This is a genomic window from Pseudoalteromonas sp. PAR1 (assembly GCF_947311895.1).
Classification (GTDB): domain Bacteria; phylum Pseudomonadota; class Gammaproteobacteria; order Enterobacterales; family Alteromonadaceae; genus Pseudoalteromonas; species Pseudoalteromonas lipolytica_C.
Genome location: NZ_CAMZMY010000005.1, coordinates 186,543 through 206,676, shown reverse-complemented (window position 1 = coordinate 206,676; position 20,134 = coordinate 186,543). Strand labels below are relative to the sequence as shown.

Below are 20,134 nucleotides of genomic sequence, written 5' to 3'. Positions count from 1 at the left end.
AATAAAAATAAATTAGTAACGTAGCTTTAATTTTGAATTTAAATAAAAATAAGCGAATGAATAGAAAAGAAAATCTTATTTAAGAGCAAGGCCACATCCATATATTAAAATTCCATTTGCAAATTTAGCGTACAAGATAAAACTAACTAAAACAAAAGATAAAAATTAAAAAACCATAAAAACAGATTAATTTATTGCGTTATATTTACCTGGCAATAAAAAACAACTAACTCACTAAAACTAAGCACCACAAAAAAGCCCCGCACTGCTGTGCGGGGCCTTTAAAACTAAAAACTTATAGCTTTTAGCTTATAAACAATAACGAGCGAATAAGCTGCTTACTGTTGCTGCGGTAGGCTTACCATGTTGCCAATCACCACCTTCTACCCCGCTACCTGCGATATCCATATGAACATACGGTAATGGTTGCGCTGATTCAGTGCCATGTTTATCTAAACCACCAACAATCGCTAAGAATGCCATTGGGAACTGGTGACCACGAGCTGTCACTGCAGAAGCTGCATTGTTACTTGATAATACATCGTCAGCTAACGTGCGAGGACGAATGAAGTCATAATCTTCACGGCGGCTACGAGATACTTCGGCGCCATCTGCCCATAAATCACCTAAATCAGCAATTTGGCGCGAAATTTTCTCTGCGCGAGCTGGACCATTTTCAACATACGCACTATAAGGACCCATCGCACGTGCTGCGTGGCCTGTTAATGTTGCAACAGTGAATAACTCTGGATTTACTTCGTTTAAAGCGCGATCTTTCATTTCGCTTAGTAAGTCACCCATTGCTAAACGGCCTTCTGCATCTGTGTTACCGATACGAACGCGAACGCCTTCACGGCTGGTAATGATTTCATCAGGAACAAAACAATCAGAACCAATTGAGTTACGAACTACGGCTAAATAAGCAATCACTTTTACGCCTTTTGGTGCAAAGTCAGCCACTGATTTCATAAAGCCAGCAACCGAAGCTGCACCGCCTTTATCGCGGCTCATACCTGCCATAAAGCCACCCACTTTAAGGTCAGCACCACCGGTATCGTAAACTAAACCTTTACCAACAAACATTAGGGTGCGCTCAACGTCGCCTTCAGGAACATACTCTAGTTTTACAACACGCGGATGATGACGCTCAACAGCGTAGGATGCGCGCGCTACTGTGCTCATCATTGGATAATCTTTATCGATAGTGTTGATATCTGAAATCACTTCTACAGACACTTTGCTACCGGCAAATAACTCAACGCAATAATCAGCAAAGCGAGGTGGTGCCATACGCTCAGGCTCGGTACCACATAAGTCACGTGCAGCATATTGACCCGCAGCAATGGCATTCACTGCTTTAACCATCGCTGCATCTGCGCCCACTAGGCTAATTTGGCTAATTGGTTCAATCGCCTGACCGTGGAACTCACGTGCTTCAAGTGGTTGCCACAGTGCTTGGCAAGCACCTAAATACGCCACTTCAAGGGCATGCTTGTAACGGCTGTCTTGATTTATATTAGCAAGTAAAATAGCAGGCTGAGTGCTACCCGATGCTTTGGCTTCTAGTACACCTTGCTTTGCCGCGTCAAAGTAACGGCGTACATCATCATAATCACGGTTTAGAGGGCCTGTAGGGGCTAAAATAACGCGTTTAGAGTCAATGACAAGTAATGTCACTTGTTTGCCAATACGTGCGTCTACAGCTTGTTGAGCGCTAATAGCTTGGCTTAAGCTTGCGTCTGCTAAAGAAGAAAAATCATCACCGATAATAATCAATGCATCGTGATTTGCATCCGCTAATTGCGGGGCTGCAACTGCATGAGGGTATGCCATAAAAAAGGTCCTGCTGTTAGAAACATAGGACCTTATTATCATTGATTTAGAGCGCTATTGCCAGCCAAGTAAGATAGCTAACTATAAGGCTGGCAAGCTAAGTTTACTGCTCTGTAATGTGTGCTGAGTCTTTACGATGCTTAACAATCACAGACCAAGCTTCAAGCATAACCAAAACACTCACAACCAGTACTAACAAATCAAGTGTCACCAGTAACCAGTTACCTTGTTGGTAGTATTCGCCAAGTTTGATAACCCCAGCAAAGAACGCCATAACTAATACGAAGCTCATTGGGATCAAGGTGTATTTTGCCGGGCGATTCGCTTTAATAAGCATTACCGATATAACCAGTAAGGTTAAGCTTGCAAGGATTTGGTTAGTCGAACCGAATAATGGCCAAATGATCATACCGCCGCTACCGTCAGCGCCACCAGCACCAAAGGCAAGCAATAAACAGCTAAGTACTGCAATGAGTGTAGCAACAATACCGTTACGAATAATGCTGATATTATAAATATCGCCCCACTCTTGGATGATATAACGCTGCAGGCGCACGCCAGAGTCCATCGTAGTGCCCGCAAACAATACCACCATTACGGCAAGTAATGTCGAGGCAACTTCTTGCGAAATACCCCAGCCGTTTTCAATTAGATTAGCGCCACCATTAATGAAGGCGCTCACACTACCGGCACCTAAGTGGCTATAAATTTCGTGCCATTCTTCTGGTGATACCGCAAGTGCAACACCACTTACTGCAACCAATGTAATAAGCGCAAGCATACCTTCGCCTACCGCACCTAAGTAACCAACAAAGCGACCATCGGTTTCTTTGTTAAGCTGCTTAGAACTGGTACCTGAAGACACAATACCGTGGAAACCAGATACCGCACCACAAGCTATAGTCACAAATAGCAATGGAATAATACTTGGTGTATCAACCGCCGTTTGAGTATTGAAAGCAGGCGCTGTGATATCAGGCATTGAAATAAATACCGCACCATAAAGCAGTACTAATCCCACTAATAGCTGCATACCGTTGATGAAGTCACGTGGCTGTAACAGCATCCATACAGGGAGTAATGAAGCAATTGCCGCATAAATAAATAAGATGATGATCCAGTTCGCATTAGCACTTAAGCCAAACATTTCATCAGGTAATGCAATTGGCATGCTACTACCAAGGTAAATAGTGTAATAAAGGATCCCCACACCAATTAAACAAAGTGGAATTAACGACACTTTACGGCGTAGCAACTGACCAATGACTAACGCCACGACAATCGCTGACCAAGCAGGAAATACCGCGTTAGGTTGAGATACAAATGATTTGGCAATTACCACACCAAATACCGCATTCACCATCAGCAGTACTAAGAACACAACAATCATAAATAACGCACGGGTGCGTTTACCAATTACGCTTTCAGATAAAGCGCCCATTGATTTGCCTTTGTTACGCGCACTGGCCCATAGAGCCCCCATGTCGTGAACACCAGCAAAAAAGATAGTACCAAATACCACCCAAAGTACCGCAGGCACCCAGCCCCAATATACGGCAATCGCAGGGCCAACAATTGGCGCTGCACCTGCAACAGAAGTGAAATGGTGACCCCATAACACAACTTTGTTGGTTGGCACATAATCCACACCATCCTCAAGTTCATGAGCAGGTGTGACAAAATTATCATCCATTTTAAATATTTTTTCGGCGATGAATTTCGAATAAAAGAACCATCCGAACAACATACCGACTATTCCGAGCAGCACGATTACGACCGATTGCATAGTCATCTCTCTTATTAAGTTATAATGTTGTCTAAGGTGTTGAACTAGATAGGCCTAGCACCCCAACTAGACACTAACAAACTTTCAAGCACCAAGGTGTTAACCTTTAGTCTAATATACTCAGCTGAAAATGCTCGTGAGCTTGACTCTTTATTCCGACACCTATCCCTAACAGGCGTACTGGCTGGTTGTTACCTCGCTCATAGGCTTTACTCATTAACTCAGAAAAAATGCGTTCGTCTAATTGGTGATGGCTTTGATCGGCACTGGTAACAACAAAGTTGGCAAACTTTACTTTTACCGATAATTTATTGATGCGGTTACTTAATTGCTGTTTATCAAGACGGCGAGTTAATTCCTCCATTAAACGGGGTAACTGGCTTAAACATTCGTCTAAATTATTTTTGTTGTATTCATAGGTATGCTCAACACTAAGTGACTTACGTACTCGCTCAGTTGACACTTTGCCAACGTATTCACCTGCACATTTTTGGTATAAAGACACGCCAAAATTACCAATGTGTTGCTGCATCCAATTAACCCCTTTCTCGCGCACATCAGCCCCAGTGTAAAGCCCTTTCAGTTGCAGCTTTTCTAATGTCACCTTACCTACACCAGGAATTTTACCAAGCGGTAAACTCGCCAAAAAGTCATCAACCTCCTCTGGCAATACAACAAACTGTCCATTTGGCTTGTTTTCATCACTGGCAATTTTGGCAATAAATTTAATCGGAGCAACACCTGCGGAGGCTGTCAGCCCGGTGGTGTTATAGATTTCTTGGCGAATTTGCTGCGCCATCAGTGTTGCGCTGCCTTTGCATGCGGTACTGTCGGTTACATCTAGGTAGGCTTCATCTAACGATAACGGCTCAATAAGATCAGTGTACTTTGCAAAAATAGCGCGAATTTGTGTAGAAATTTCTTTATAGACCTGCATTCGTCCGGGCACGATAACCAGATCGGGGCACAATTGTTTGGCGTGGTAGTTCGACATCGCCGAACGCACACCGTATTTACGGGCAATATAATTGGCTGTAGAAAGAACCCCGCGACGACTATTTCCGCCTATAGCCAGTGGCACATTGGCAAGGGCTGGGTTATCACGCATTTCAACGGCCGCATAAAAGCAATCCATATCAATATGAATGAATTTTTTCATCTAACATACAACAACTGTTTATTTATACAGTTATTATTATTTAAACGACCCGAATGTGCAAGCTAGGTAATTTAACTTGTTTGCTCGTTTGTTTGCTGTGATGATTTTTTCCGGCTAACAAGCCGTGCTCCAAACAGCCAGAATGCCGCCTCAAGTAGCAACCCTACACCAATTAAGACGATGAATCCTGACATTGTGCCCATGCTGTAACACAGCAGAGCGAGCGCAAGGAGGATGAAAAGAGCGATCCACTTAGCCGCTTTCAAAGTGAGTTGCTGCATAATTAAGATCCTTCAATGTGTGTTAAACCAGTGCACACTTTACGTAAGCGTGAACTTATAAATCTAGCACAATATACTGAGCTTTCTAATTACCTTGAGCTAAAAGCTGCATATTGCTAACCTAAGTTATCTCACAATCAATGAAGATTTAATATGCAATCGTTTATAGAACAACACCCTATCAGAACAAAAATCAATGTTGCATGGGGTGAAATGGATGCCCTGCAACACGTCAACAATGTAGTGTATTTTCGCTACTTCGAAACAGCCCGTATCGATTTTTTTACTCAATTAGGTTTTCTTAAAGATTTACAAGTAACAGGTGTTGGCCCGGTGATCAGCGAAAACAATGCTCGCTATAAACGCCCGGTAACATTTCCTGATACGGTGCATGTTGGTGTTAAGATTAGTGACATTGAACAAGATCGTTTTATGATGCATTACACTGTATTTAGTGAAAGCCAAGATGCTGTAACAACCATTGGTTCATCACAAGTGGTAATGTTTAATTTTAAAACGGGTAAAAAAGCGCAGTTAAATGATGAGTTATTAGCTGCACTTAAAGCCCATTCTAGCGATTAACAAGGATCTATTATGCTTTATAGCCCACTTGGTCGAAGTGGTATTGATGTATCTCGTGTTTGCTTAGGTAGCATGACATGGGGTATGCAAAACAACCAAGCCGATGCCGATGAACAAATCGCCTATGCATTAGATAAAGGCGTTAACTTTATCGATACTGCAGAAATGTATGCAGTGCCACCTTCTCCTGACACCTATGGTAAAACAGAACAGATCATCGGTAACTGGTTAGCTCGTAACAAAGACAAACGCGATAACCTTGTTATTGCCACTAAAATTGCAGGTAACGGTTTGCCTTGGGTACGCGATGCGGGCGACATTACTCGCCAGGCAGTAGTTGAAGCTGTTGATGCTTCACTCAAACGCTTACAAACTGATGTTATCGATTTATACCAGTTACATTGGCCTAATCGTACTTCGCCACACTTTGGTAAACAGTGGCCAGGTAAAGTGCGCTTCTCGGAGGCTGACACCGAGCAAAATATCGCTGGCATGTTAGATATCCTCGAAGGTCTGAATGATTGTGTAAAAGCAGGTAAAATTAAACACTGTGGTTTATCTGATGATACTCCGTGGGGCATTAGCCAGTACCTGCGTTTAAGCGAACAACATAACCTTCCGCGTATGGTATCAATTCAAAACGAGTTTAGTTTGTTGCATGCCAAAGATTGGCCGTATTTGATTGAGCAATGTATTCATGAAGATATTGCTTACCTACCATGGTCACCGCTGGGTGGTGGCATGTTAAGTGGTAAGTACTTAAATGGTGCGCGCCCAGAAGGTAGCCGCTGGACGCTAGTACAACGTAATGGCCTATTTAGAGACACAGCACAATCGCAAGCTGCAATTGCTGAATATGTTGAAATTGCTAACGCCTTTAATTTAACGCCTTCACAGCTCGCGCTTGCTTGGTGTAATCAAGTAGATGGTGTGAGTTCAACGATTATTGGTGCAACATCGATGGCGCAGTTAAAAGAAAATATCGATGCTTTCTCGGTGCCATTAAGCGATGAAGCTAACGATAAAATCGCTGACGTATTTAACCGCTATCCGATGCCATTCTAAGCTATCTTCTAAAATATTAGTGAGTCTACCTTCAGTAGACTCACTAGCACTTATTTATTGTTTTAAAGTTTTATCTACAAATTTATCCATACTTTAGTGTATAGTTATTAACAGTACTTTAGTATTTGGGTTATCGATGAGTAAATACGTAAAACAAGTATTATGCATTGTTACTGGTATATTGCTTACCCCAATCACTTGTGCCTCAGAACAACTTTCAATTACTTGGCTTGAAAATGATGGTAAACCATTCTATATAGAGAAAAGCCAAGCTAACCCGTATGGCGGCTTGTGCAACGAAATCACCGATATGTTGATTGAAGCCTTACCAGAGATTAAACACACCAAGGTGATGTTGCCGCAAAAAAGAGGCAGTAAATACCTCGATGAAGGCCATATGGCGTGTTATGCCTGTATGATCCACCGTGAGGAAAAGACCAATCGCGCAACCTACTCGATTCCAACGACGGTCTATCCTCCATTTAGTGTTTTAAGTACCCCTGACACCGCAGTAAAGATTACGCAAAAACACGGCAACCCAGTCTCATTAATTTCTTTACTGACCGATGCCAACTTCATTTATGGTCAAAATGATGCTCGTAAGTTCGGTAACCTGATAGACACTATTGCAATTAATACAAAGCTCTACGAGAGTGCTGCACTAAGTAGTACTGGTAGTAATGCTAATTACGCACTGCTTTCCCAGCTTGAGCATGGCTATATTGATTACACCATTGAATACCCTTTTGTTGCTGATTACTACAATCAGAAAAACCAAAAGAATATTCAAAAATTGGCCGTAAATATCCCTGAAAAAAATAAGATATTCGGTGCAATAGGTTGCTCATCTAGTGCACCAAACAATTACGCCGAAAAAGTTTTAGCAAAAATAAACACTGTACTAAAAAATAAGATTTTGGCTGATGAAAAATATCAACTTAGCCAACGCATTTGGCTAGAGCAAAGCTTTCCTGAGTTTTCGTCACATTATCAGCGTTATATTTTAGAGCCGCTTAACGTGATTGCCACTGATGGCTCAAAAGAGTCTGCTCAGCCGCCTGCAAAGTCACCTTAAATATAGCGCCTGAGGTTACCTTACCTACACCTTTAGGGGTGCCGGTCATGATGATGTCACCATCTTCTAAATCCATGAACTCACTAATTTCGGATAAAATTTGCTGTGCATCATGCAGCATTAGCTGAGTATCACCAAACTGCACTTCCTTACCATCTATTTGCAAATTAAATTGATACGCCAAAGCTTCATCACAACTAACAAACTCAGTAAATAGCGCTGCGCCATTAAAGGCTTTTGCACGCTCCCAAGGTAATCCCTTTTCTTTTAATGCGCTTTGTAACGAGCGCTTAGTTAAATCGAGACCTAATCCAACTCCAGCCAACTGTTTATTTTTTATCAGAAAGCAAAGCTCAGTTTCATAATGTAGAGCTTCACCATTATGCTCGGCATGGAGCTGTTGCGAAATTGCACTATTAGGTTTCACAAACAATACCATGCTGGTAGGAGTTTCATTATTTAGCTCGGCAATATGCTCGGCGTAATTGCGTCCAACGCAGACAATCTTACTCGGTGTAAATTCTTCAGAGGCTAATTTTACTGAATGCATAACCAGATCCTTTTTAGTAAAACTTAGGCAAACACGTATATCATTGAGTAATTCTAACTGAAGATGAAAGACAACAGTACTAAACTATCTAGCAGAGTAAAGCTCTTGATAAAGAGAAAGTGGTTAACAGGCAGTATGTTACCTGTTAACCAAAAGGACGTAAGGGAGGAGTTGTTACTTACAAGTATTCGTCAATTCTTGGTTATCGGTCACACCAACGCTTAAATGAGCAATCGACACCTGCCATGCTCCGTCGGTTGCCAACTGCCAAGGCGAAAATACCTGCGCTAGATTGACACCTTTATCTGCAAAACAAGCTAAATTTACAGAAATAGTTTGCCATTCGGCCGTGTCTGCTAGTCGCTCGCGAATATCAAACTGGCCTTCACAGTTTTCACCACATTGCATACCTAACATTAAAGGAGCATCAGCCGCTTTATCCACTTTAATTAACATCTCAAGTTGACCATTTTTCTCAACGTACGAGCGTAAATCTGACGGAAACGCAGCCACTAAACGCACTGATGCAGGCTCTTTACCGTTAAAACTAATGGCACGAGCATCTTCTTGTACGTCTTTATCAAAGGTTTTTACACTTACTGCATTTACAGCAGCTCGACTACTCGTCATTGCTTGCAATTCACTGCCACTTTGCAACTGAAGTGACCAAGGCGACTTAATTGCTCGCTCAAACATTACTAGATCTTCAAGTTCACTTGTCACCTGAGAAGTTTCATCAAGATTGTCAGCTAGGGTATTCTCATCTTCATATGTTAAACCAAAGCCGTATGGCAGAAGTGGTGCGTAATCTTTATCGCCACGGTTTTGATTGCCGATTGGATCATTTGGCCATGAGAATGACAGCTTACCTTTAAAGTCATGATTGATTGAACCATCTGCATTTTTAAAAAGCACATCGCTTATGGCGTCACCTTCACTACCTGGCAGCCAAGTTGCAACAAACGCATCACTGGCATTTAGCTCTGCATTCACCCACATTGGGCGACCACTAATAAATAGCGATACCACAGGAATACCCGCTTCTTTTAGCTTTTTAAGTAGGGCTAGATCTGTTTTATTACCACGCTGATATTCAAGGTTATCTAAATCACCATTACCTTCAGCATATGGCTGCTCACCAAACACGACAATCGCTACATCTGGCTTAGTTTCAAATTCGCCATTTAGATCATACTGAACTTGGCCACCGGCTTGCTCAACGGTCTTTTTAATACCATCAAAAATTGAAGTACCACCAGGGAAGTCACTATTGTCATTGCCTGTCCCCTGCCATGTGATAGTCCAACCACCTGACTGCATACCAATATTATCTGCACCTAAACCAGCAACTAGTACATTGGCTTTTGGTGATAATGGTAACAGCTGCTGTTTATTTTTCAGAAGAACCAGTGATTCACGTACCGCTTGTTTTGCAACTTCGCGATGCTCTGCACTGCCAATGATCTCTGTTTTACCAGAAAGCGGGCGCTTAGCAGGGCTTGGCTTATCAAATAAGCCTGCACGCATTTTTACACGAAGAATACGGGTAACCGCATCATCAATACGACTTTGCGCAATTTCGCCGTTCTTAACCTGCTTAATTAAGTTTTCATATAATGGTTTCCATGCATCTGTTGGAACCATATACACATCAAGGCCTGCATTTGCAGCTTGCGCACAATCTGCATTGTTACAACCAGGAATTTGACCGTGACCATTCCAATCGCCGACGACAAAGCCATCAAAGCCCATTTTACCTTTTAGCACATCAGTAAGTAGGTATTTACTACCGTGAATTTTCTCGCCATTCCAGCTGTTAAATGACGCCATCACGGTTTGTGCACCTGCACCTAAACCACCAACATAGCCTTGTGCATGAATTTCGAATAACTCTTGTTCAGACGCGGTGTTATTACCTTGGTCATCGCCCCCTTCTGTACCGCCATCACCTAAAAAGTGTTTAACAGTACTGATCACGCGTTTATCAGACAGAAAATCTTTATCAACAGCTCCTTGTAAGCCTTTTACGATGGCTGCTGAATAAGCTTTAACGATTTCAGGGTCTTCAGAGTAGCCTTCGTAAGTACGGCCCCAACGATCGTCACGAACAACGGCGACTGTTGGTGCAAACACCCAATCAATGCCCGTCACCATTACTTCTTGTGCTGTAGCGGCTGCAATTTTCTCAATTAGCTCAGGGTTATTTGTTGCCCCTAAACCAATGTTATGAGGGAATAATGTAGCGCCAATCACATTGTTGTGACCATGTACTGCATCGGTGCCCCACATAGTTGGAATTTTGCTGCCATCTAATGAGTCATCAATTGAGGCTTGATACATTTTTTCAGCCAAATCAATCCAATCAGAAGCCTTGGCATGTTTGTCGTTATTAGGGAATGCACCACCACCATTAAGGTAAGAACCAAACCCGTATTTACGCATATCTTCAACGGTAATATCGCGAATTTCAGGTTGGATCATTTGTGCAATTTTTTGCTCAAGCGTCATACCGGCTAACATCTTCGCAATCTTAGCTTCAAGCTCAGGGTCTTCAGCGATCCCGGTTTCAATATGTGGCCAGATTTCTTGCTTCACTTTTTCTTTAACTGTTACTTCTTGCTCAGCACAACCTAACAGCCCCATACTTGCAATCATTAAAGAGCCGAGGGTGAATGTATTTTTCAATTTCATATTTACACCTTTGAAGTCTGAGTTGATACTTTTGAGCCAACTAGCGCAAAATAAGTAATGTATAGGTAGCATGCGATAGGTAGAAAGAGCGCCAGTTGCACGCCAATAGCATCAGCCATAACACCTTGCAATAATGGAATAATTGCGCCACCAACAATCGCTAAGCACAAAATACCAGAACCTTTTGAGGTGTATTTACCTAGGCCATGAAGCGCAAGGCTAAAAATAGTTGGGAACATAATTGAGTTACAAAGCCCAACTAAAAGAATCGCCCACATAGCCAGGCTGCCTTCACCTGTCATTGCGATCACAATTAACACCACAGCAAGTAAGCCATGACACGCAAGCACTTTGCCCGCATCAAATTTTTGCATCACAGCAGCGCCAATAAAACGGCCAACCATCGCACCGGCAAAATAATAACTAATATAGTGAGCGGCTTCTTTTTCAGCTAAACCAGCAATATTATCTAAAGTTAAAAAACCAACTAAAAAACTACCAATAGCAACTTCAGCACCCACATAAACAAAAATACCTACTGCACCTAAAATTAAATGGCGGTATTTCCACACACTGCCTAAGTCAACAAAATCTTCTAAGTCTTGATGTGCAGCTTCATTATCACTTTCTCTACCTAGTTTAGGCAGCTTTAAAAAAGCAAAAATAACGGCAAGAACTAATAAGCTTAATGACAGTAACAAATAAGGTAACTTTACTTGCTCTGCGGTTGCATGACTGACTTCAGATAAAATTAGCCAACCACCAAAGATAGGAGCGACGGTAGTACCAAGTGAGTTGAAAGCTTGTGTCATCGTTAATCGAGATGACGCGGTTTTTTGTGGGCCAAGGACACTCACGTAAGGGTTTGCAGATACTTGTAAAATAGTAATACCCGATGCAAGCACGAATAATGCTAGTAAAAATAATTCGTAAACATGTGCTACTGCAGCAGGATAAAACAAGGCACAACCAATGGCGGCAACCACCAAGCCCACAACAATACCAAACTGGTAACCAATACGGCTGACCAATTTACCCGCGGGGATAGACATCACAAAATAAGCACCAAAAAAGCAAAACTGCACCAACATGGCTTGCGTGTAGTTAAGCGAAAACATACCTTTTAAGTAAGGGATTAAAATATCATTCAAACACGTTATGAACCCCCACATGAAAAATAACGTGGTCAATGATGCCAGTGCAAAGTGTTGCTTAGGCATATCAGCTTGGCTAGCTGAAGCCGCAACAGGCGTTGATACATGAGCCATAATTTTATCTCTAGTTAATTATATTTATCAGTTTGTTACAGCATATCCAGAACTAAACTACTAACAACAAATAGCGAAAAATGTTGCAACATCAAATGTAAGCGCTTACATTTATATCATATTAAATATAATTAGCAATTTATTTACAATAAAAATGTAAGCGCTTACAGATAGACTGTCTATGCCTTTGGCAGCCTTACATTATCAATGCGAAGGATGACTCTTCAGTGTATAAATCTATTTCTCTTTTGCCTGATTCGTTTTTGCTTAAACCTGAATTCACTTTTGGTGTAGCGACAGCGTCATTTCAAATCGAAGGCGCCCGCGACACTCGACTTGATTGTATTTGGGACACATTTTGTGAAAAACCAGGAGCTATTGCAGATCAAAGTAATGGCGACAACGCTTGTGAACACATAGCTCACTGGCAAAAAGACGTCGAAATGATTGCCGATTTAGCCGTCGATGCTTACCGTTTATCAATTTCTTGGCCAAGAGTCATGAATCAAGATGGGACTGCAAACAAACAAGGTATGGCATTTTATCTTGAGTTGCTAACGGCTTTAAAAGCGCGCAACATCAAAACCTACGTCACTTTATATCACTGGGATTTACCTCAGTATCTTGAAGATCAAGGTGGTTGGTTAAACCGTGATACAGCTTACAAATTTAGAGAATATACTGAGCTAGTTACTGAACATCTCGGTCATCTTGTAGACTCATTTGCAACTTTAAACGAGCCATTCTGTAGTGCTTATTTAGGTTACGAAGTAGGTGTGCATGCACCAGGTGTAAAATCACAACTGGCAGGCCGACAAGCAGCTCATCACCTATTACTTGCCCATGGCCTAGCTATGCAGGTTTTACGTGAAAACTGCCCAAATACAGAAGCCGGTATCGTGCTAAACTTCAGCCCTACTTATCCGCTAACTGCTGCCGATAGCAAAGCCGCAGAGCTTGCTGATCAGTATCATAATCAATGGTATATAAAAGCCGTACTAGACGGATGCTATCCTCCGCTATTTGATCAGTTAGCAGACGAAGTTAAACCTACAATACTTGCTGACGACATGGCGATTATTAGCCAAGCAGTCGACTTTATTGGTGTTAATTATTATACCCGCATACACTACAAAAACACCCCAGATGGCTGGTTTGAAGAAGCAAGTTTAGCCAATGTACGTGTAACCGATATGGGCTGGGAGGTTTATCCGCAAGGCTTAACTGAACTGCTTGTATCACTGCACCAGCAATACGATTTGCCTAAAATGTACATAACTGAGAATGGGGCAGCTATGGCTGATACACTCAACAATGGTGAAGTGTATGATGTTGAGCGAGTCGATTATTATCACACTCATTTAAATGCAGTTTGTGCAGCAATTCGTCAAGGCGTTAATATTCAAGGTTACTTTGCTTGGAGCTTAATGGACAACTTTGAGTGGGCGTATGGCTACGAGAAACGCTTTGGGTTAGTGTATATTGACTATGATAGCCAGCAGCGTATTTTGAAAGAAAGCGCAAAACAATATCGTGAATTATTAAGACAACGATAAAAATAACAACACACGAGAGCACACATGCTGACAAAAAAAGAAAAGATAGCCTACGGATTAGGCGATACAGCAAGTAACATTATCTTTCAAACAGTGATGTTATTCTTAACGTTTTTCTATACAGATATTTTTGGTATATCGCCTGCTGTTGTCGGCACCTTATTTTTGGTGGTGAGAGTTGTCGATGCTATTACCGATCCATTAATGGGGGCTCTAACCGATGCGACCCGCACTAAGTGGGGAAGCTACCGCCCTTACTTGCTTTGGCTTGCCTTACCATTTGGGGTGATCAGTATGATCACCTTTACCACCCCTGACCTACCTGAATCAGGCAAAGTAGTTTATGCGTTTGTTACTTACACTTTGTTGATGCTGGTCTACACCGCTATTAATATTCCCTATTCAGCGTTAGGTGGCGTGTTAAGTAGCGATCCGAAAGAGCGAGTATCAATTCAATCATACCGTTTTGTCTTTGGTATGCTGGGTGGGTTAATTGTGAGTGCATGTACTTTGCCCCTAGTTAACTGGCTAGGCAAAGGTGATAACGCGACGGGCTATCAGCTAACAATGGCACTGATGAGCGGCTTAGGTGTGGTGCTATTTTTAATTTGTTTTCGCTACACTACAGAACGAGTTTCAGCACACAACAATGCTTCGCTTAGTTGGAAAAATCGTTTCAATACATTATGGCAAAATAGTCCTTTTAAAGTACTGTGTTTTGCCGCAGTAATGCTACTAACCAGTATGGTTTTGCGTACTACCTTAGCAATTTACTATGTTAAGTATGTACTTGGCGAGGCTGATTTGGTGACCTACTTTGTAACCATTGGCATGATAGGCAATATCCTTGGATGTGCATGTGCTAACCCTCTAAGCAAGCGAGTAGACAAGAAAACAGCATACATACGCTTACAATATATTTCTGCTGTTATCAGCTGTATTGCATTTTGGTTGCCTAGCGAGCAGATTGTGTTGGCATTTGTTATCTATTTCTTTTGGTGCTTTTTCACCCAAATGGCAACCCCGCTACTTTGGGCTAAAATGGCTGATACCATCGATTACGGGCAATGGAAAACTGGCGAGCGCTTAACAGGATTAGTATATGCTAGTGTGGTGTTTTTCATTAAGTTAGGGTTGGCGCTAGGTGGAGCAATTGCGGGCTGGCTATTGGCTTTTTATGGCTATGAGGCTAACGCAGAGCTTAGCGAGACAACATTATCAGGTATTTTGATTTCATTTACCCTTTACCCAGCAATAGGTAGTATGCTTGTCGCATTTATCATGAAAATGTATATTCTTGATAATCAAACTGTTGAGCAGATTAGTGCAGACTTATCATCGCAACATAAACAATAACTTGGTTTTTTAAAAGGACAAACATGGCCACCATTTACGAGGTGTCGAAACTTGCAGGAGTCTCACTTGCTACAGTTTCAAGAGTAATGAATAACAATGCCAATGTCAGTGACGCTACTCGTAAAAAAGTGACAGCTGCAATGAGTGAGTTAGGCTATCGCCCCAACTCAATTGCACAGTCATTGGCATCAAATTGCTCAAACAGTGTTGGCTTACTGGTCTCTGAATTACAAGGTCCATTTTATGGCCCAATGATGAGTGGTATTGAAAACATTTTTCGAAATCAAGGCAAACACCTCATTATTGCAGCTGGCCATAGTGATGAAGAACGCGAAAAACAAGGTATTGAGTTTTTAATAAGCCGCAATTGTGATGGGCTTATTTTACACGTAGAAGCTGTTAGTGATGAGTACCTAATTAAACTTAGTAAAGGCCGTATTCCATTTGTTCTGATCAACCGCTACATTAGTCAGCTAAGTGATCGTTGTATACTACTTAACAATATAAAAGGCGGTTACCTTGCTGCCAAATATGTATTAGAAAAAGGCCACAAGCAGATAGCATATATTAGTGGCCCATTATGGAAGCAAGACGCCAAAGACCGTTTAGAAGGTCACAAGCAAGCGCTTGCTGAGTTTGGTGTTCCTTTTGATGAAGAGTTGCTATATCAAGGTGACTTCATGGAATCGAGTGGCTTTGAAGGGCTTGCGGCATTGCATCAACATGGCAAACCATTTAGTGCTTTAATTTGTGCCAACGATGAAATGGCTGTTGGCGCTATGGCAAGTGCAAGAAAATTAGGGCTTACACTCCCTAAACAGTTATCTATTATGGGATACGATAATGTGTTTTTTACTCGCCATGTTTACCCTCAACTGAGTACCATAAACTACCCGATTGAAGAAATGGGCAGAATGGCGGCTAACTGGATCCTGAATCAGGTTTATCAAAAGCAAACCCCGTCATTACAGACTTTATTTGAACCAGAGCTTATAGTTAGGCACTCTATCAGTGCGTTATAAGCTCGCTGAGTATCCCTAAATTAATAGGTTTTAATAGCACTTGTTCAATATCAAGCTGTTTCATTTTTTCAGGATCAGGCTCAGCACCACTCACTACCACTAAAGCTAACCCCGCATACTCTTGGTTAATTTTAGCTGCCAAATCAAGACCTTCACCGTCTGGCAAGTGCATGTCTAACAGCACTTTATCAAAGCGTTGATCATCGTGAAGAATATCCATACAAGCAGCACAACTATCGGCAATGACGGTTTCAACCCCCAAACTTTCAAGTAATAGCTGGGTTATTTGTGCGGCATCACCATCATCTTCAACCAATAAATAACGTGTACTTTGCTGAGTCAATGCGAGGGAATCCTCCCGAGCAACAACAGGTTCTATTTTACCTTGGCAAATATAATGATTGAGCACTTGATAAAGTAATCCAGTATCAACAGGTTTGGCTATCATGTCATTAAAACCAAGCGCACTAAGCTCACTTTTTACACCTTTCATTGTTGCGGCAGTAAGCGCGATGATAGGCCCCTGATAGTCCATTTTCCTAAGCTCAATGGTGGCTTCTTTGCCACCCATAACCGGCATATGTAAATCAATAAACACAATATCGAAAGGTTTGCCTGCTTGCTCTGCACTGGCCACTTTCTCGATAGCCTGCTTACCATTTTCAGCAAACTCTACATCTGCCCCAGTGCTAGTGATCATGTGTCCAACGAGAACTCGTAGGTCTTTTAAATCATCAACAACCAACACTCTCCCTGAAGTTGAAAGTGTACTTAACTTTTGCTGACAATCAGGGCTTGAATCGAAACTCAATACCTGTCGTTCAACCTCACGAATATTGCCAGGGTATATAGATAAGATAAATTCAGACCCTTCCCCTAAGGTTGATTCAAGCTCAATTGAGCCTTGCATACGAGCTAATAATTCGGCGCAAATCGCAAGACCAAGGCCTGCACCACCTACATCCCTCGACTCAACATCGGCAATCTGTTCAAAGGGTTTAAAAATCAGTGCCTGCTTTTCATGAGGAATACCAAGGCCTGTGTCCTTGATACTGAAAAATAGCATTTCTCGCTCATTGACCCAAGCAGTCCATGCGCGCACGACTATCTCGCCTTGATTGGTAAACTTAATCGCATTATTGATAATATTGATTAAAATTTGTCTTAGCCGTGTGGCATCTGTATTTATAATCAATGGCAAGGCTTGCTGTGACTCAAATTTGAGTTTTAAGCCTTTATCCAAGGCTGAGACGCGCATTAAGGTATACACATCAGCCATAAGGCTATCAAAATTAACATCACTGCAATTTAGTTCAAGTTTATCGGCGGCAATTTTCGATAAGTCGAGCACATCATTAAGTAAACTTAGCAAGTGTTTGCCATTTCTATAAATGACCCCAAGTTCATTATTTAAATGCCGATTCTTTTCGCTCTGCATTAGCAGCTCGGTGTAACCCAAAATGGATGAAAGCGGTGTACGTAACTCATGGCTCAAATGTGCCAAGAAGCGGTCTTTAGAACGATTTTCTGCTTCCGCTTTTAATCGTTCAACTCGCTCATCTTCAACATCTCGGCGAGCTAAGGCGTAACGAATAGCACGGGCAAAGCGGCTTGAATTCATCTCGCTTTTTACGAGGTAATCAACCGCACCAGCATCAAGTGCCGCAGAATCAAGGGCTTCATCTGATTGCCCCGTAAGCATGATAATCGGCCCACGAAAACCGTTTGCAACAGCCCGTTTGAGCACTTCTAAGCCATCAGAGGCACCTAAACGATAATCTAACAAACAAATATCATGTTTGTTTTCGCTCAGTACACTAATGGCTTGTTCGGGGCAGCTTAACCATTCTACATCAAAGGTATGGGAACCCAATTGCTCCAAGTAATCACAAGTGAGAATATAATCATCTTCATCGTCTTCAACCAAGAGTAAGCGGGTTACCTTATCTAACATGTATTATCCTTTAATCATTGAGTGGTGTTGGCAGCTCTACAAATTCAACCCAATACTTACCAAGCGTCTTCATCAGCTCAACTAATCCCTCAAAAGTGACCGGTTTTGTAATGTAAGAAGCCGCCCCTAAATCGTAACCTTTAACCATATCTTCTTCTTGCTTTGATGTAGTTAAAATCACAACCGGAATGCCTTTTAAATTAGGGTTTGTCTTGATTGCTTGTAACGCCTCACGGCCATCCATTCGTGGCATATTTAAATCTAGTAAGATCAAGCCAGGCCTTGGTGAACTTTCTTTTTCGCTAAACTTACCTTTGCGTTCAAGGTACTCAAGTAGTTCCACGCCATCTTCAACAAAATATAACTCGTTTAAAACACGGCTCTCAGCTAGAGCATCTTGTGTTAATAAACGATCATCTTCATCATCATCGGCCATTAAAATGGTAATTGGTTTAACTTTATTAAATGGCATTATGCCTCTCCTTGTAATGTGAAAAGGGATGTTTCCACAGGTAATTTAATAGTAAAGCTTGCACCTTCACCTACGCGACTACTCGCAAAAATTTCGCCACCGTGACGCTCTACAATTCGTCGACAAACCGATAGGCCAATACCTGTGCCTTTATATTGTGAACGCCCGTGTAAACGCTGAAACGGAACAAATATTTTTTCTAGGTACTCTTCAGAAAAACCAATACCGTTATCCGAAATAGTAATGATCTCCCACTCGACCTCGCTATTATGAGCTTGGCTAAACTCTTGAGTTCGCTGGTAATTAATGTTTATGACTGGCGGCACATTCTCGCGTCTAAATTTAATGGCATTCGAAAGAATATTTAAAAATAGCTGCAACATTTGGCTCGGATCAGCCTGAATATGAGGAAGTGGCTCTAAATTAACAGTTGATTCTGACTCTTTAATAGCGATCTCAAGGTCATCTAATACCTCATTTACAACGTTATTTAAATCGGTATCTACAAAGTCTTTGCCACGCGTAGTAACTCGAGAAAACTCAAGTAAGTCATTAATAAGGTTAGACATACGCTGCGCCGCATTTTTCATACGGTTAATATAATCAATGCCTTTTTCGCCGAGATCATCCTTAAACATTTTTTCTAGACGGTCGCTAAATGCTTGAATTTTTCTCAGCGGCTCTTGTAAGTCGTGGCTTGCTACAAAGGCAAACTCTTCCAACTCTCTGTTAGAACGACTTAATTCATCTGAATAGATGGTTAGCTCTTGAGTACGCTCTGCTACTTTTACAGCTAAATTTTCATTCTGTTCTTCTAGATCAGCTCTATATTTTGCTGCATTACGAGCGTTAATGCGTGTTAAAACAAACATACCGATCAGCAATAAGGTACTTGTAACAGCAGTAATTGCAAAAGTTAACTTTGCTTCGTTCTTAATTTCTAAAAGCTCAGAAAATAACTCTATTTTAAAATTAAGCTCCCGCATCTGGATTTCATCAACGGCTGTGCGTATCTCTTTGTATAAATCGCGTCCTTTATCTGTAAGTAACAATTGGCGGGCTTTTATATCTTTATTAGCCAATGCAAGATCTGTGGTTTTGGTCATCACAGCAACTTTATCATTGACTAAATAAATCATCCTTGCGATACGATCAGCTTGTCCCGGTATTTCCGAATGAAGACTTTTCACCAGCATTATTTGTGCTTGCATTGAGGCAATTGCATCATTGTATGGCATTAAGTAATCCTCACGATCAGTAAGCAAATAGCCACGCTGCCCTGACTCAGCTTGAACAACAGACAAGTGTAATCGTTCAATAGCTGTATTTAGAGAGTTGGTATTATCTAGACTGCTCTGGATCTCAGTTAATGAGCGAATACTATTAATAGCTAATATAGCGTTTGCAACCACAATGCACAGCACGACAGCGATAAAGCTCGCCCAGCTAATGGTGATTTTTCCCTTCTGTTTTTTTCTTTGCAT

The 20,134-nt window shown here is 41.6% G+C and carries 16 protein-coding genes; 6 read left to right on the top strand and 10 right to left on the bottom strand.

The window, feature by feature from the left end; translation table 11 throughout:
- Window positions 1-309: 309 nt before the first annotated feature.
- From QL229_RS06105 to QL229_RS06090, 4 genes are all read right to left on the bottom strand, one after another.
- Window positions 310-1,833: a leucyl aminopeptidase family protein gene (locus tag QL229_RS06105; protein WP_281546577.1), complete on the bottom strand. Its 1,524-nt coding sequence runs from the start codon at window positions 1,831-1,833 to the stop codon at window positions 310-312.
- Window positions 1,834-1,936: 103 nt separating this feature from the next.
- The gene (locus QL229_RS06100) at window positions 1,937-3,619 is read right to left on the bottom strand and encodes a carbon starvation protein A (protein ID WP_135923668.1); all 1,683 of its coding nucleotides are present in this window, start codon (window positions 3,617-3,619) and stop codon (window positions 1,937-1,939) included.
- Between the two features lie 106 nt (window positions 3,620-3,725).
- A complete protein-coding gene (gene dinB / locus QL229_RS06095) occupies window positions 3,726-4,778 on the bottom strand; it encodes a DNA polymerase IV (protein WP_281546576.1) in 1,053 nt (350 codons plus the stop codon).
- Between the two features lie 71 nt (window positions 4,779-4,849).
- A complete protein-coding gene (locus tag QL229_RS06090; RefSeq protein ID WP_135923666.1) occupies window positions 4,850-5,059 on the bottom strand; it encodes a hypothetical protein in 210 nt (69 codons plus the stop codon).
- Window positions 5,060-5,212: 153 nt separating this feature from the next.
- Between QL229_RS06090 and QL229_RS06085 the strand changes: the two genes are divergently transcribed.
- The 3 genes from QL229_RS06085 to QL229_RS06075 all read left to right on the top strand — a co-directional run bounded on the left by QL229_RS06085 (window position 5,213) and on the right by QL229_RS06075 (window position 7,781).
- Window positions 5,213-5,641 carry a thioesterase family protein gene (locus QL229_RS06085; RefSeq protein ID WP_135923665.1) on the top strand — a complete coding sequence of 143 codons (429 nt, stop codon included), beginning with the start codon at window positions 5,213-5,215 and terminating at the stop codon, window positions 5,639-5,641.
- 12 nt (window positions 5,642-5,653) lie between these two features.
- Window positions 5,654-6,706, top strand: a complete 1,053-nt coding sequence (locus QL229_RS06080) for an aldo/keto reductase (RefSeq protein ID WP_281546575.1) — start codon at window positions 5,654-5,656, stop codon at window positions 6,704-6,706.
- A gap of 136 nt (window positions 6,707-6,842) precedes the next feature.
- Window positions 6,843-7,781 (top strand): ABC transporter substrate-binding protein, encoded by a 939-nt coding sequence (locus QL229_RS06075; RefSeq protein WP_135923663.1) that lies wholly within the window; start codon window positions 6,843-6,845, stop codon window positions 7,779-7,781.
- On the opposite strand, the gene QL229_RS06070 is transcribed toward QL229_RS06075, so the two are convergent.
- The 3 genes from QL229_RS06070 to QL229_RS06060 all read right to left on the bottom strand — a co-directional run bounded on the left by QL229_RS06070 (window position 7,720) and on the right by QL229_RS06060 (window position 12,242).
- Window positions 7,720-8,331 carry a fumarylacetoacetate hydrolase family protein gene (locus QL229_RS06070; protein ID WP_135923662.1) on the bottom strand — a complete coding sequence of 204 codons (612 nt, stop codon included), beginning with the start codon at window positions 8,329-8,331 and terminating at the stop codon, window positions 7,720-7,722. The two genes, QL229_RS06075 and QL229_RS06070, sit on opposite strands and share 62 nt — an antisense overlap.
- A 174-nt stretch (window positions 8,332-8,505) precedes the next feature.
- On the bottom strand, window positions 8,506-11,022 hold the full coding sequence (locus QL229_RS06065) for an exo 1,3/1,4-beta-D-glucan glucohydrolase (protein ID WP_281546574.1): 2,517 nt from the start codon (window positions 11,020-11,022) through the stop codon (window positions 8,506-8,508).
- 2 nt (window positions 11,023-11,024) lie between these two features.
- Window positions 11,025-12,242, bottom strand: coding sequence for a sugar MFS transporter (locus tag QL229_RS06060; protein ID WP_235381846.1), 1,218 nt, complete (start codon window positions 12,240-12,242; stop codon window positions 11,025-11,027).
- Window positions 12,243-12,517: 275 nt separating this feature from the next.
- Between QL229_RS06060 and QL229_RS06055 the strand changes: the two genes are divergently transcribed.
- Genes QL229_RS06055 through QL229_RS06045 form a run of 3 tightly spaced genes read left to right on the top strand, consistent with a single transcriptional unit; the run spans window position 12,518 to window position 16,224 of the window.
- Window positions 12,518-13,846 carry a GH1 family beta-glucosidase gene (locus tag QL229_RS06055; protein ID WP_281546573.1) on the top strand — a complete coding sequence of 443 codons (1,329 nt, stop codon included), beginning with the start codon at window positions 12,518-12,520 and terminating at the stop codon, window positions 13,844-13,846.
- A 24-nt stretch (window positions 13,847-13,870) separates the two neighbouring features.
- Window positions 13,871-15,202 carry a glycoside-pentoside-hexuronide (GPH):cation symporter gene (locus QL229_RS06050; RefSeq protein WP_281546572.1) on the top strand — a complete coding sequence of 444 codons (1,332 nt, stop codon included), beginning with the start codon at window positions 13,871-13,873 and terminating at the stop codon, window positions 15,200-15,202.
- 23 nt (window positions 15,203-15,225) lie between these two features.
- Window positions 15,226-16,224 carry a LacI family DNA-binding transcriptional regulator gene (locus QL229_RS06045; RefSeq protein ID WP_135923657.1) on the top strand — a complete coding sequence of 333 codons (999 nt, stop codon included), beginning with the start codon at window positions 15,226-15,228 and terminating at the stop codon, window positions 16,222-16,224.
- Here QL229_RS06045 and QL229_RS06040 read toward each other — a convergent pair.
- The 3 genes from QL229_RS06040 to QL229_RS06030 are packed head-to-tail and all read right to left on the bottom strand — an operon-like array spanning window position 16,211 to window position 20,134.
- A complete protein-coding gene (locus QL229_RS06040) occupies window positions 16,211-18,178 on the bottom strand; it encodes a response regulator (RefSeq protein WP_281546571.1) in 1,968 nt (655 codons plus the stop codon). The two genes, QL229_RS06045 and QL229_RS06040, sit on opposite strands and share 14 nt — an antisense overlap.
- A 10-nt stretch (window positions 18,179-18,188) precedes the next feature.
- Complete coding sequence (locus tag QL229_RS06035; RefSeq protein WP_135923655.1) at window positions 18,189-18,650, bottom strand: response regulator; 462 nt, start codon at window positions 18,648-18,650, stop codon at window positions 18,189-18,191.
- Window positions 18,650-20,134 carry a sensor histidine kinase gene (locus QL229_RS06030; RefSeq protein WP_281546570.1) on the bottom strand — a complete coding sequence of 495 codons (1,485 nt, stop codon included), beginning with the start codon at window positions 20,132-20,134 and terminating at the stop codon, window positions 18,650-18,652. Before QL229_RS06030 ends, QL229_RS06035 begins: the two co-directional genes overlap by 1 nt.